Annotated in this window: 12 protein-coding genes; 9 read left to right on the forward strand and 3 right to left on the reverse strand. The window is 69.1% G+C overall.

The window, feature by feature from the left end:
- Window positions 1-154 precede the first annotated feature (154 nt).
- A complete protein-coding gene (locus tag LN251_RS06640) occupies window positions 155-1,306 on the forward strand; it encodes a serine hydrolase domain-containing protein (protein ID WP_458243558.1) in 1,152 nt (383 codons plus the stop codon).
- An 83-nt stretch (window positions 1,307-1,389) separates the two neighbouring features.
- On the opposite strand, the gene LN251_RS06645 is transcribed toward LN251_RS06640, so the two are convergent.
- The gene (locus tag LN251_RS06645) at window positions 1,390-1,809 is read right to left on the reverse strand and encodes an organic hydroperoxide resistance protein (RefSeq protein ID WP_458243559.1); all 420 of its coding nucleotides are present in this window, start codon (window positions 1,807-1,809) and stop codon (window positions 1,390-1,392) included.
- A 111-nt stretch (window positions 1,810-1,920) separates the two neighbouring features.
- Window positions 1,921-2,919 carry an NADP-dependent oxidoreductase gene (locus LN251_RS06650; RefSeq protein WP_458243560.1) on the reverse strand — a complete coding sequence of 333 codons (999 nt, stop codon included), beginning with the start codon at window positions 2,917-2,919 and terminating at the stop codon, window positions 1,921-1,923.
- 88 nt (window positions 2,920-3,007) lie between these two features.
- On the opposite strand from LN251_RS06650, the gene LN251_RS06655 reads away from it, so the two are divergent.
- The gene (locus LN251_RS06655) at window positions 3,008-3,457 is read left to right on the forward strand and encodes a MarR family winged helix-turn-helix transcriptional regulator (RefSeq protein WP_458243561.1); all 450 of its coding nucleotides are present in this window, start codon (window positions 3,008-3,010) and stop codon (window positions 3,455-3,457) included.
- Window positions 3,458-3,609: 152 nt separating this feature from the next.
- On the opposite strand, the gene LN251_RS06660 is transcribed toward LN251_RS06655, so the two are convergent.
- Window positions 3,610-4,449, reverse strand: coding sequence for an SCO2400 family protein (locus LN251_RS06660; protein ID WP_458243562.1), 840 nt, complete (start codon window positions 4,447-4,449; stop codon window positions 3,610-3,612).
- 279 nt (window positions 4,450-4,728) lie between these two features.
- Between LN251_RS06660 and LN251_RS06665 the strand changes: the two genes are divergently transcribed.
- The 7 genes from LN251_RS06665 to LN251_RS06695 all read left to right on the forward strand — a co-directional run bounded on the left by LN251_RS06665 (window position 4,729) and on the right by LN251_RS06695 (window position 13,153).
- Window positions 4,729-5,886, forward strand: a complete 1,158-nt coding sequence (locus tag LN251_RS06665; protein ID WP_458243563.1) for a mandelate racemase/muconate lactonizing enzyme family protein — start codon at window positions 4,729-4,731, stop codon at window positions 5,884-5,886.
- Window positions 5,883-6,887, forward strand: a complete 1,005-nt coding sequence (locus LN251_RS06670) for a zinc-dependent alcohol dehydrogenase (protein ID WP_249838727.1) — start codon at window positions 5,883-5,885, stop codon at window positions 6,885-6,887. The genes LN251_RS06665 and LN251_RS06670 overlap by 4 nt, the downstream gene beginning before the upstream one ends.
- A 178-nt stretch (window positions 6,888-7,065) precedes the next feature.
- The gene (locus LN251_RS06675) at window positions 7,066-7,971 is read left to right on the forward strand and encodes a hypothetical protein (RefSeq protein ID WP_458244144.1); all 906 of its coding nucleotides are present in this window, start codon (window positions 7,066-7,068) and stop codon (window positions 7,969-7,971) included.
- 39 nt (window positions 7,972-8,010) lie between these two features.
- A complete protein-coding gene (chvE, locus tag LN251_RS06680) occupies window positions 8,011-9,120 on the forward strand; it encodes a multiple monosaccharide ABC transporter substrate-binding protein (RefSeq protein ID WP_458243564.1) in 1,110 nt (369 codons plus the stop codon).
- 32 nt (window positions 9,121-9,152) lie between these two features.
- Window positions 9,153-10,703, forward strand: a complete 1,551-nt coding sequence (gene mmsA, locus LN251_RS06685) for a multiple monosaccharide ABC transporter ATP-binding protein (protein ID WP_458243565.1) — start codon at window positions 9,153-9,155, stop codon at window positions 10,701-10,703.
- Window positions 10,700-11,944, forward strand: a complete 1,245-nt coding sequence (gene mmsB, locus LN251_RS06690; protein WP_458243566.1) for a multiple monosaccharide ABC transporter permease — start codon at window positions 10,700-10,702, stop codon at window positions 11,942-11,944. Before mmsA ends, mmsB begins: the two co-directional genes overlap by 4 nt.
- Before the next feature lie 54 nt (window positions 11,945-11,998).
- The gene (locus LN251_RS06695; protein ID WP_458243567.1) at window positions 11,999-13,153 is read left to right on the forward strand and encodes an aldose epimerase family protein; all 1,155 of its coding nucleotides are present in this window, start codon (window positions 11,999-12,001) and stop codon (window positions 13,151-13,153) included.
- Window positions 13,154-13,210: the final 57 nt, after the last annotated feature.

Here is a 13,210-nt window from a genome sequence, read left to right on the forward strand (position 1 = left end):
CCCGGTATGCGCGGTCCGGGAGTTCCGTGACCACAACTCCTCATTGGTGCGGTTGAGTCGAACAGGCGCACCCGGCCGTACCGATCTCAGGAAGCTCTCCGGAAGAGGTACGCGCGTTCGCAGTGGCAGACATCGGTTCAGGTGAGGAGAACGGATGACGCAGGAGATCCACGGCACCGTCGCCGACGGCTTCGAGGCGGTGCGCGAGGAGTTCGCCGCCTTCGTGGCGGGGGAACAGCCGGACTACGAGGGCCAGTTGTGCGCGTACCTGCACGGCCGCAAGGTCGTCGACCTGTGGGCCGGTGACGGCACGGAGCCCGATTCCCTCTACGCCGTGTACTCGTCCTCCAAGGGCGCCGCCCATCTGGTGACGGCTCTGCTGGTGCAGGACGGAACGCTGGAGCTGGACCGCAAAGTGACCTACTACTGGCCGGAGTTCGCGGCCGAGGGCAAGGGCTCGGTGACCTTGCGCGATCTGATCAGCCATCGTGCGGGGGTGGTGGGCACGGACGGCGGGTTCACGCCCGCGGAACTGGCCGACGACCGCGCCATGGCCGAACGGCTCGCGGACCAGAAGCCGTTCTGGCGTCCGGGCACGGCCTTCGGCTACCACGCGCTGGTGATCGGCGCGCTGACGGGCGAGGTCGTACGCCGGGCCACGGGCCGCACGCTCCAGGACGTCTACGAGGAGCGGATCCGCGCCCCGTACGCCATGGACTTCCATCTGGGGCTGCCCGCCGCCCTCGAACCCCGGTTCCGGCCGGCGCAGCCGATGATGCCGACCCCCGTGCAGCAGGCGGTGCTGGACGAGGCCCCGACGGGCCCGCACACCCTCGCCTCCATCGCCATGAACGCGCACGCGCCGGACGCGGGCACGCTCGTCGACTACGCCAACTCCCGTGCCGTGCGCGCCAGGGGGCCGGCCTCCGCGGGCGGGGTGGCGGCGGCGCGCGGGCTGGCCGGGATGTACGCGGCGGCGATCAGCGAGATGGACGGGAAGGCGCCGCTGCTGAAGCCGGACACGATCGCCGAGGTCGGCCAGATCCACTCGGCCGGCTACGACCTGGTGAGCCGCTCCCACAGAGCGTTCGGCCTCGGTTTCCAGGCGACGGCGGACATGTGGCATCCGGTCCTGGGGGCCGGGGCCTTCGGCCACAGCGGGGCGGGCGGCTCACAGGCCTTCGCCGACCCGCGCAGCGGCCTGGCCTACGGCTACACCCGCCGCCGCCTCGCCTGTCCGGGCGGTGCGGCCCCGGAGAACGACCGCCTGGTCAGGGCGGTCCACACGGCGGCGCTGGCCGGCTGAGCGGGCCCGGCCGACTCCGCGGCACCACGAAGGCCGCACCCCACGTCCAGGGGTGCGGCCTCGCTCGTGCTCGACGACCGGTGTCAGACCAGCGTCACGCTGATGTTCCCGCGGGTCGCCTTGGAGTAGGGGCAGATCTGGTGGGCCCTTTCGACGAGGTCCCTGGCCGTCTCCGCGTCGACGTTCGGGATCCGCGCCGAGATCTCGACGATGATCCCGAAGCCGTCGTCGTTCCTGCCGATGCCCACCTTGGCGGTCACCGTCGAACCGGCGATGTCGGCCTTCGCCTCGCGGGCGACGACACCGAGGGCGCCCTGGAAGCAGGCGCTGTAGCCGGCCGCGAAGAGCTGCTCGGGGTTGGTGCCCGTGCCGTTGCCGCCCATCTCCTTGGGCGGGTTGACGACCACGTCGAGCCTGCCGTCGTCGGTGGCGACCCGGCCGTCGCGGCCGTTCTCGGCCGTGGCGACGGCGCTGTACAGGACGTCGGACTGCTGAATGGGCATGCGGTTGTCTTCCTCCTCGGTCCGCCGCGACTCGCGCCCACGATCGACGACGGAATTCGGAAAGAAGTTACCGCATTCCGGAAACAACGAGGAAGACCTGACGAGGAAGACCTACAGCTTGACGATCATCTTGCCGGTGTTCTCGCCCCGCAGGACCCCGAGGAACGCCTCCAGGTTGTTCTCGATGCCCTCGACCACGGTCTCGCGGTACTTCAGCGCACCCGAGGCGACCCACGGGCCTACCTCCTGGACGAACTGCGGCTGCAGGTCGTAGTGGTCGCCGACCAGCACGCCCTCGACCCGGAGCCGGTTCTGCAGGATCTTGACCATGTTGCGGGGGCCGGGCGTCGGCTCGGTGGAGTTGTACTGCGAGATCATGCCGCAGATCACGGCGCGGCCCTTGAGGTTGAGCGCGCCGATCGCGGCCTCCAGGTGCTCGCCGCCGACGTTGTCGAAGTAGACGTCGATGCCGTCCGGGGCGGCCTCCTTGAGCTGCTCCCACACCGGTCCGTTCTTGTAGTTGAACGCGGCGTCGAAGCCGTACTCCTCGACGAGCAGCTTGACCTTCTCGTCGGAGCCGGCCGAGCCGATGACCCGGGAGGCGCCCTTCAGCTTCGCGATCTGGCCGACCTGGCTGCCGACGGCACCCGCGGCGCCGGAGACGAACACCGCGTCGCCCTCCTTGAAGGCGCCGACCCGCAGCAGGCCCGCGTACGCCGTCAGGCCCGTCATGCCGAGCACGCCGAGGTAGGTGCTCAGCGGGGCCGCGACCGGGTCCACCTTGACGGCGCTCTTCGCGTCCACGACGGCGTACTCGCGCCAGCCGAGGAAGTGCAGGACGTGGTCACCCACGGCGATGCCCTCGGCGTTGGAGGCGATGACCTCGCCGACGGCACCGCCCTGCATGACCTTGCCGAGCTCGTAGGGGGCCACGTACGACTTCGCGTCGCTCATGCGGCCACGCATGTACGGGTCCACCGAGAGGTACTCGTTACGGACCAGCACCTGACCCTCGCCCGGCGTGCCGGCCTCCGCCTCGACCAGGGCGAAGTCCTCGGGCTTGGGCCAGCCGACGGGGCGGGAGAGGAGGTGCCATTCGCGGTTGATCATGACGGAGCCTTTCGCATTTACTTCAGTTACTGAAACAACCATGCCTCTGAATATTTCAGGTTGTCAAGCAATGAGGTAGGCTGGAGCCATGGCCACTCCGCAGCAGACCCAGCGTCCCGACGCGCTGACCCTCGAGGTCGTCGGGCTGATCGGTGACGTCGTGGCGCGTTACCACGCGGACTTCGACGAGGCGGCGACGCGGCACACGCTGACCGGGGCGCAGGCCCGGCTGCTCAGCCTGCTGTCGCTGGAACCGCTGCCGATGCGGAAGCTGGCCCAGAAGCTGAAGTGCGAGCCGTCGAACGTCACGGGGATCGTGGACCGGCTGGAGTCGCGGGGGCTGGTCGAGCGGCGGCCCGACCCGGCCGACCGGCGGGTGAAGCTGGCGGCGGCGACGGAGGAGGGGCTCCGGGTCGCCCGGGAGCTGCGGGACGGGTTGCGCTTCGCGCGCGAGCCGCTCGCGGGGCTGTCGGACGCGGAGCGGCTGTCTTTGCGGGATTTGCTGAAGCGGATGCTGGGGACTCCGTCGGGGGCGTGATGTTCGGGTGCCCGGGGTCGGCCTGGCGAGGGTTGGCCGGGGCTGCCGTACCGGGGGCTGCCGCCCCCGGGCCCCCGCTTCGGCCCTGAAGGGGCCTCGTCCTCAAACGCCGGACGGGCTGGGACTTGCCGGCCGACCTCGAGCACGAGCCGTCAGCTGCACCACCACAGGAACCGTGTGCATGTCTTCGTGGGGGACGGGGTCGGGCTCGGGACCGAGGTCGTCGGGGCCGACGTGGGGGGCGCGGTGGTCGCCGGGGGCGCCGCCGTGGGGGCTGTCGTCGTGGTTCCCGAGCCGGTGCCGGTCGGGGTGGACGAGGCCGATGCGCTGGGCTCGTCCTTCTTCTTGTGCTGGGGCGGCTTGGAGGCCGTCGACGACGGGGACGCCGCCTGGGTCGGGGTGCCCGTGGGGTCGTCGGCCGACTTGGCCTTGCCGCCCGCCTCCGCCGACGCCCCGCCCTCGGCCGCGTCGCCCCCGGCCGTGACCGGGGTCGGCGAGGAGAAGGGGGCGTCCATGCCCAGCTCCGCGAGGCTGAGGCCGCCCGCCGCGAGCACGGCCGCCGTGGTGATCAGCAGCACCCGGCGCCGGCGCCTGCGGTGCGCGGCGGCTTTGCGATCGCGGCGACTGGCCGCGCCCTCGGGGCCCGCGGGCCCCTCACCGCTCCCGCCGGACCGCCCGCGTCCGCGCCCACGGCTCTGCGCCCGGCGCGCCGCCCGGCCGGCCGGGTGCCCGTCCTCCGGGGCGTCCTCGGCGTCGTGGGAGCCCTCGTCGTCGTAGGGCGCGTCGCCGTAGGGGGCGTCGTCGTAGGGGGCGTCGTCGTAGGACCCCTCGTCGCCGTGGCCGTCGTACACCACCCCGTGCCCGTCCCCGTACGGGGGCAGGCCAGGGTCGTGCGCGGGTGTCTGCGCGCGGAGCTGTTCGAGGGTGGTGCCGCACCCCGGGCAGGCGAGCGCGCCGTTGAGGTGCCGTCGGCACGGGTCGCAGTAGTCCATGACGCGGGAAGAGTAAGTTCCTGGCAGGTCACGTTCATAGGCACAGCTGTGAAAGTTGTGTGGTGAACGATCTGTCCCGGCGTGGCGAGTTGAGGACATCTGCGAAACGGCGACCGAAAAGCGCGCCGAAAGCAGTGTCGAAACCGTTATGCGTTCGACCCATTGACACTCCCGCCGCCCCGTCCTTACTGTCACGCCAGCATTTCGAACGTGTGACGAAATCTCGAACACACGGAATGGGCCGAACGCAAGCAGACGACGCAGCAAGGGGCAACTGCCGTGCGCATCACCGGAATCAGCACACACGTGGTCGGGACGCCGTGGCGCAACCTGACATACGTCCAGGTGCACACCGACGAAGGGATCACGGGAGTCGGCGAGACCCGGATGCTGGGCCACACCGACGCGCTGATCGGCTACCTGCGGGAGGCCGAGGCCAATCACATTCTGGGCTCCGACCCGTTCGCCGTGGAAGACCTCGTACGCCGGATGAAGTACGGCGACTACGGCCGTGCGGGTGAGATCGTGATGTCCGGCATCGCCGTCGTCGAGATGGCCTGCTGGGACATCAAGGGCAAGGCCCTCGGGGTGCCCGTCTGGCAGCTGCTGGGCGGGAAGGTCACGGACAAGGTCAAGGCCTACGCCAACGGCTGGTACACGACGGAGCGCACCCCGGAGGCGTACCACAAGGCCGCCCAGGGGGTCATGGAGCGCGGGTACAAGGCGCTGAAGATCGACCCCTTCGGCACCGGGCACTTCGAGCTCGACCACGAGCAGAGCCTGTACGCCGTCTCCCTCATCGAGGCCGTGCGCGACGCCATCGGGCCGGACGCCGAGCTGATGCTGGAGATGCACGGGCGGTTCTCGCCGGCGACCGCGGTGCGGCTGGCCAAGGAGCTCGCCCCCTTCAAGCCCGCCTGGCTGGAGGAGCCCTGCCCGCCGGAGAACCTCAAGGCCCTGGAGAAGGTCGCCGCCAAGGTGGACATCCCGGTCGCGACCGGCGAGCGGATCCACGACCGCATCGAGTTCCGTGAGCTGTTCGACAGCCAGGCCGTGGACATCATCCAGCCCGACGTAGGCCACATCGGCGGCATCTGGGAGACGCGGAAGCTGGCCGCCACCGCCGAGACCCACTACATGCTCGTCGCCCCGCACAACGTCGGCGGGTCCGTGCTGACCGCCGCCTCCCTCCAGGTCGGCTTCACCTCCCCCAACTTCAAGATCCTGGAGCACTTCAACGACTTCGCGGACGCGGAGATCAAGAAGGTCGTCAAGGGGGCGCCGGAGGTCGTGGACGGCTACTTCCACCTCTCGGACGCGCCGGGTCTCGGCGTCGAGCTCGACGTGGACGCCGCCGCGGAGTTCCCGCAGCAGCAGGCCCGCTTCGACCTGTGGGCCGAGGGCTGGGAACAGCGCAAGCCCAAGGGCAGCAAGTGAGCACCCAGGTCGTCATCGAGGCGCCGGGCGAGCACCGGCTGACCTCGCACGACCCGCGGCAGCCGGGGCCCGGCGAGGCGCTGGTGGCCGTCCACGCGGTCGGCATCTGCGGCAGCGACCGGGAGGTGTACCAGGGCAACCGGCCCGAGGGGTACGTCCGTTATCCGCTCACGCCAGGCCACGAGTGGTCGGGGACCGTGGAGGCGGTCGGCGCCGGGATCCCGGAGACGCTGGTCGGCCGCAAGGTCGTCGGCGAGGGCTTCCGCAACTGCCAGGTGTGCGACCGCTGTCACGCGGGCGAGACCACGCTGTGCACCAGCGGGTACGAGGAGACCGGGTTCACCCAGCCGGGTGCGATGGCCACCACGCTCACCCTGCCGGCACGGCTGCTGCACGTCCTGCCGGACGACGCCGACCTCACGGCCGCCGCGCTGCTGGAGCCGGCCGCCTGCATCGCGGCCGCCGCGATCAAGGCGAACGCGCTGCCGGGCGAGCGGGTCGCCGTCGTCGGCACCGGGACGCTGGGCATGTTCGCCGTTCAGTTCCTGAAGGCGGGTTCGCCCGCCGAGCTGCTCGTCGTCGGGACCCGACCCGACCGCGCGGAGCTTTCGAAAGCTTTCGGCGCCACCGACTTCCGGACCAGGGACCAGGAGCTCCCCGACGACTTCGACGTCGTCATCGAGACCGCCGGGTCCGCGTCGGCCGCGTGCACGGCCGCCTCCCTGCTGCGGCGCGGCGGACGTCTGGTGCTGACCGGCATTCCCGCGCCGGGAGCCGATGGGCTGGACCCAACGGCCCTAGTGGTACGGCAGTTGGAGGTGTCGACTGTCTTCGGCGCGCCGCCGGACGCCTGGGCCCACACGGTCCGGGTGTTCGGCGCCGGGCTGCTCGATCCCCTGCCCCTGGTCACGCACGAGCTGCCGCTCGATCAGTTCGCGGAGGCCATCGAGCTGGTCGGGTCCGGCGATCCGAAGGTGGGCAAGGTGCTGCTTCGCCCCTAGACCGTGTGCCGGTACGGGGGCGACCTGACGGCCCCCGTACCGGCACACACCCAAGCCCCCCATGACTTGAGCCGCGAACCTCGTCCGAAATATCGAACACGAAGGACAGCTTGTGACGACCGACGCTTCCGCCACGGCGGCCCGCCGACCCGGTGAGCAGGTGCTCTCGGCCCTCGGCATGGGCGCGCCCGCCCCCGACCCCGCCGACGCCTCCCCGCACACCTTCCCCGGCGGCGGCAAGTGGCGCACCGAGATCCCCTCGTGCGAGGGTCCCGAAGCGCTGGCCGTCGTCCTGAAGGAGTCCTCGCGCCTGGACGTGCCGATCCACCGGATCAGCCAGGGCAGCGGGGTGTGGATGCTGAGCGACGCCGAGATCACCGAGATGGTCGAGGCGACCGGCGAGCGCGACATCGAACTGTGCCTGTTCACCGGGCCGCGCGGTACCTGGGACATCGGTGGCTCCGTACGGTCCGACTCGCGGGGGGCCGGACTGCGCGCACGCGGCCACGACGCCGTCGCCGGCTGCGTCGAGGACGCCGTCCGTGCGACGGAGTTGGGGGTCAAGTGCCTCCTCGTCGCCGACGAGGGCGTGCTGTGGACGCTGCACCGGGCGCGCGCGGCGGGCATCATCCCGGCCGACACCACCCTGAAGGTCTCGGCGCTGATCGGTCCCGTCAACCCCGCCTCGTACGCGGTGTACGAGCGGCTCGGCGCCGACTCCCTCAACGTGCCCAGTGATCTGACGCTGGATCACCTCACCGAGATCCGGCGGGTCTCCGCCGCCCCCATGGACATGTACATCGAGGCCCCCGACGACCTCGGCGGCTACATCCGGATGTACGAGGTCGCCGAGCTGATCCGGCGTGGCGCACCGCTCTACCTGAAGTTCGGTCTGTCCAAGGCTCCCGGTATCTACCCGTGGGGCACCCACCTGCGGGACGTGACCCTGGACACCGCCCGGGAGCGGGTGCGGCGCGGCCGTCTCGCTCTCGACCTGCTCGCCCGGCACGGTGCGGACGGCGACATGGCGCCGCTCGGCTCCCGGCTGCCCGGACCGCTCAACCGCTTCCCCACCGAAGCCTGACCCTCTCTCAACGACGAGAAACCCAAGGATGGATGACCCATGCGCAACCGCAGAGCAGCCCTCGCCGCGATAGCCGGAGCCGCGTCCCTCGCCCTGACCCTGTCCGCCTGCGGGCAGAGCAGTTCGGGCGGCAGCAAGGAGAAGGCCGGCAGCTCAAAGGGCGGCACGATCGGCATCGCGATGCCGACCAAGTCCTCCGAGCGCTGGATCTCCGACGGCAAGAACGTCGTCAAGGACCTCGAGGCCAAGGGCTACAAGACCAAGCTGGTCTACGGTGAGGACAACCCGGACACCCAGGTCTCCCAGATCGAGAACCTGATCACGCAGGGCGTCAAGGGCCTGATCGTCGCCGCCATCGACAACAAGTCCCTGAACAACGTGCTCCAGGAGGCCGCGGACGCGCACATCCCGGTCATCGCCTACGACCGCCTCATCCTGGGCACCAAGAACGTCGACTACTACGCCTCGTTCGACAACGAGAAGGTCGGCGTGCTGCAGGGCACGTACATCGTGCAGAAGCTCGGCCTGGACAAGGGCAAGAAGGGCCCGTTCAACATCGAGCTGTTCGCCGGTTCGAACGACGACAACAACACCAAGTACTTCTTCAACGGTGCGATGAGCGTGCTCCAGCCGTACATCGACAAGAAGGAGCTGGTGGTCAAGTCCAAGCAGACCGCGCTCAACCAGGTCACCACCCTGCGCTGGGACGGCGCCACCGCCCAGAAGCGCATGGAGGACATCCTCACCTCCACGTACTCCAACGCCAAGGTCGACGCGGTCCTCTCGCCGTACGACGGCATCTCCATCGGTGTCCTCGCCGCGCTGAAGTCCGACGGCTACGGCTCCAAGAGCCAGCCGCTGCCGGTCATCACCGGCCAGGACGCCGAGCTCGCCTCGGTGAAGTCGATCATCGCGGGTCAGCAGACGCAGACGGTCTACAAGGACCTCCGCAAGCTCGCCAAGGTCGCCGCGGCGATGATCGACGACGCGCTGAACAAGAAGACGCCCCAGGTCAACGACACGAAGACCTACAACAACGGCACCAAGGTCGTCCCCGCCTACCTGCTGCAGCCGGTGAGCGTCGACAAGAGCAACTACGAGGACGTGCTGGTCAAGGGCGGCTACTACACCGACGCCGAACTCAAGTAACCGCCGCCCCCTACTGATTGGAAGGCACGACCATGGCGGGACCCGTCCTGGAAATGCGCTCTATCGTCAAGACCTTTCCTGGTGTCAAGGCGCTGTCGGACGTCACCCTGACAGTCCGCCAGGGCGAGGTCCACGCCATCTGCGGAGAGAACGGAGCCGGCAAGTCCACCTTGATGAAGGTGCTGTCCGGCGTCCATCCGCACGGCACCTACGAGGGCGAGATCCTCTTCGAGGGAGAGGTCTGCGAGTTCAAGGACATCCGGGCCAGTGAGGATCACGGCATCGTGATCATCCACCAGGAGCTGGCCCTGGTGCCCTTCCTGTCCATCGCGGAGAACATCTTCCTCGGCAACGAGCACGCCTCCGGCGGGTTCATCGACTGGCGGGAGACGCTCAAGCACGCCAGCGAGCTGCTGCGCCGGGTGGGACTGAGCGACCACCCCGAGACCCGCGTCGCCGACATCGGCGTGGGCAAGCAGCAGCTGGTGGAGATCGCCAAGGCGCTGTCGAAGAAGGTGAAGCTGCTCATCCTGGACGAGCCGACCGCGGCCCTGAACGACGAGGACAGCGGCAAACTCCTGGATCTCATCCTGGAGTTGAAGAACCAGGGCATCACCTCGATCATCATCTCCCACAAGCTGAACGAGATCCGCCGGGTCGCGGACTCGGTGACGATCCTGCGCGACGGGCGGACCATCGAGACGCTCGACGTGAAGGCGCCGGAGACCACCGAGGACCGGATCATCTCCGGCATGGTCGGCCGCGACCTCGACCACCGCTTCCCCGACCGCACCCCGTACGAGGGCGAGCGGGACGCGGCGCCCGCGCTGGAGATCCGCAACTGGACCGTGCACCACCCGCTCGACCAGGCGCGCAAGGTCGTCGACGACGTGTCGATCAACGTCCGGCGCGGGGAGATCGTCGGCATCGCGGGCCTGATGGGCGCCGGCCGCACCGAACTCGCGATGAGCGTGTTCGGGCGCACCTACGGCCGGCACGCGGGCGGCACGGTCCTCAAGGACGGCAAGGAGATCCGTACCAAGACCGTCTCGGAGGCGGTCGGGCACGGCATCGCGTACGTCACCGAGGACCGCAAGCACTACGGGCTGAACCTCATCGACACCGTCAACCGGAACATCTCGCTGAGCGCCCTGACCAAGGTCGCGAAGCGTGGCGTGGTCGACGAGCACGAGGAGCGTCAGGTCGCCGAGGGCTTCCGCAAGTCGATGAACATCAAGGCGCCGACCGTCTTCGAGCCGGTGGGCAAGCTGTCCGGCGGCAACCAGCAGAAGGTCGTCCTCAGCAAGTGGATCTTCGCGGGTCCGGACGTGCTGATCCTGGACGAGCCCACGCGCGGTATCGACGTGGGCGCCAAGTACGAGATCTACACGGTCATCGACCGGCTGGCGGCCGAGGGCAAGGCGGTCGTCTTCATCTCCTCCGAGCTGCCCGAGCTGCTCGGCATGTGCGACCGCATCTACACGATGGCCGCGGGCCGGCTGACCGGTGAGGTGGCGCGGGACGAGGCCACGCAGGAAGTGCTGATGCGCCAGATGACGAAGGACAAAGAGGTATCCCGATGAGCACGGACGTCACCGACAAGACGCCGGCGGCGGCACCGCCCGGCGGCGGAAGCCCGTCCGGCGGCCGCAACTTCGTGCAGGTGGTCTTCGGCTTCATAGCCCAGAACCGGCGCCAGTACGGCATGCTGATCGCGCTGCTGCTGATCGTCCTGCTCTTCCAGTTCTGGACCGGCGGGGATCTGCTGCTCCCGCGCAACGTCTCGAACCTGGTCCTGCAGAACAGCTACATCCTGATCCTCGCGATCGGCATGATGCTGGTGATCATCGCCGGGCACATCGACCTGTCGGTCGGCTCGCTGACGGCGTTCATCGGAGCCTTCGCGGCCGTTCTGACGGTCAGCCATCATGTGGCGTGGCCGGTGGCGTTGGTGCTGTGCCTGCTGATGGGCGCGGTCGCGGGCAGCATCCAGGGCTTCCTGATCGCCTACGGCGGCATACCGTCGTTCATCGTGACCCTCGCCGGCATGCTGCTCTTCCGCGGTCTGACGGAGATCCTGCTGAAGGGCCAGACCCTCGGCCCGTTCCCGAACGGTCTGCAGAAGATCGGCAACGGCTTCCTGCCCGCGGTCGGCCCGAACACCAACTACCACAACATCACGCTGCTGCTCGGCATCGTCCTGGCCGCGTCGGTAGTGTGGCAGGCGGTCAGGGGCCGGCGCAGGCAGCAGGAGTTCTCGCTCGACGTGCAGCCCAAGGGGCTGTTCTACGGTCTGCTCGCCGCCCAGGTCGGCGCGATCGTCTGGCTGACGCTGACCCTCGCCAGCTACAACGGCGCACCGATCGTGCTGATCATCCTCGGTGTCCTGGTGGTCGGTTACGGCTACGTCATGCGCAACTCCGTCTTCGGCCGCCACATCTACGCGATCGGCGGCAACCTGCCGGCGGCCAAGCTCTCCGGCGTGAAGGACAAGAAGGTCACCTTCTACGTCTTCCTGAACATGGGCGTGCTCGCGGCCCTGGCGGGTCTGGTGGTCGCAGCCCGTCTGAACGCGGCGTCTCCGAAGGCGGGACTGAACTTCGAACTCGAGGCCATCGCCTCGTCGTTCATCGGTGGCGCGTCCATGAGCGGCGGTATCGGTACCGTCATCGGCGCGATCATCGGTGGTCTCGTCCTCGGCGTGCTGAACAACGGCATGAATCTCCTCGGCGTCGGCACCGACTGGCAGCAGGTCATCAAGGGCCTGGCCCTGTTGGCCGCGGTCGGTTTCGACGTCTGGAACAAGCGCAAGTCCGGTTCGTAGTCAGCTCGGGCCCCGTCGCAAGGCGGGGCCCCACCCCTTTACGGGAGCCGCAACATGGAACTGAACAGACGCACGGTCATCGCAGGAGCCGCGGCGGCGGGCATCGCCGCGACCACCCTCGGCACGGGCAGCGCCGAGGCCGCCTCGGGAGGCAGGAAGCCGGTGAAGGAGCTCTTCGGCAAGCTCGCCGACGGCACCAAGGTCTACCGCTGGTCGCTGGAGAACGGCGGCACGCGGCTGAGGGTCCTCAACTGGGGCGGTGTCGTCCAGGGGCTGGAGATCCCGGACCGCAAGGGCCACTACGCCAACGTCTCCCTCGGCTTCGACAACATCGACGACTACGTGGCGAAGACCCCGTACTTCGGCGCGCTGATCGGCCGCTACGGCAACCGCATCGCCAAGGGCCAGTTCACCCTGGACGGCAAGAGCTACCAGCTGTCCGTGAACGACGGCGACAACAGCCTGCACGGCGGCAAGCAGGGCTTCGACAAGCACATCTGGGACGTCGAGCCGTTCACCAAGGGCTCCGACGTCGGCCTCCACCTGCACTACACGTCCGTCGACGGCGAGATGGGCTACCCGGGCACGCTCAAGGCGAAGGTGACGTACACCCTCACCAAGCACGGCGACTGGCGCATCGACTACGAGGCCACCACCGACAAGGCCACCGTCCTCAACCTCACCAGCCACGTCTACTGGAACCTCGGCGGCGAGGGCACCGGCACGATCGAGGACCACGAGCTGTCGATCGCCGCGGGCCGGTACACGCCCACCGACTCGGGTCTCATCCCGACCGGTGAGCTGGCGAAGGTGGCCGGCACACCCTTCGACTTCCGCAAGACCAAGTCGATCGGCCGGGACATCCGCGCCGGCCACGTCCAGCAGGTGCAGGCCAAGGGCTACGACCACAACTGGGTCCTGGACAAGGGCATCACCGCCAGGCCCGAGCACGTCGCCACCCTGCGTGACCCGCGCTCCGGCCGCACCCTGAAGATCGCCACCGACCAGCCGGGCCTGCAGTTCTACTCCGGCAACTTCCTGGACGGCACGCTCACCGGCACCGGCGGCCACACCTACCGCCAGGGTGACGCGCTGTGCCTGGAGACCCAGCACTTCCCGGACTCCCCCAACCACGCGAACTTCCCGTCGACGGTGCTGCGTCCCGGGCAGACCTACCGGACGAGCACGATCCACACCTTCGGCTGCTGATCCGCGTCGGATGTGAGAAGGCGGCCCGTGCTGTGCGCACGGGCCGCCTTCCGCGTT

The sequence above is a fragment of the Streptomyces sp. MAI_2237 genome (assembly GCF_054189285.1).

Bases quoted from the DNA above. Each gene is read 5' to 3' on its own strand.
- LN251_RS06655 (WP_458243561.1), top strand. From the start codon at position 3,008: ATGGCCACTCCGCAGCAGACCCAGCGTCCCGACGCGCTGACCCTCGAG.
- mmsB (WP_458243566.1), top strand. From the start codon at position 10,700: ATGAGCACGGACGTCACCGACAAGACGCCGGCGGCGGCACCGCCCGGC.
- LN251_RS06640 (WP_458243558.1), top strand. From the start codon at position 155: ATGACGCAGGAGATCCACGGCACCGTCGCCGACGGCTTCGAGGCGGTG.
- LN251_RS06675 (WP_458244144.1), top strand. From the start codon at position 7,066: ATGGGCGCGCCCGCCCCCGACCCCGCCGACGCCTCCCCGCACACCTTC.
- LN251_RS06695 (WP_458243567.1), top strand. From the start codon at position 11,999: ATGGAACTGAACAGACGCACGGTCATCGCAGGAGCCGCGGCGGCGGGC.
- chvE (WP_458243564.1), top strand. From the start codon at position 8,011: ATGCGCAACCGCAGAGCAGCCCTCGCCGCGATAGCCGGAGCCGCGTCC.
- LN251_RS06645 (WP_458243559.1), bottom strand. From the start codon at position 1,809: ATGCCCATTCAGCAGTCCGACGTCCTGTACAGCGCCGTCGCCACGGCC.
- mmsA (WP_458243565.1), top strand. From the start codon at position 9,153: ATGGCGGGACCCGTCCTGGAAATGCGCTCTATCGTCAAGACCTTTCCT.
- LN251_RS06660 (WP_458243562.1), bottom strand. From the start codon at position 4,449: ATGGACTACTGCGACCCGTGCCGACGGCACCTCAACGGCGCGCTCGCC.
- LN251_RS06650 (WP_458243560.1), bottom strand. From the start codon at position 2,919: ATGATCAACCGCGAATGGCACCTCCTCTCCCGCCCCGTCGGCTGGCCC.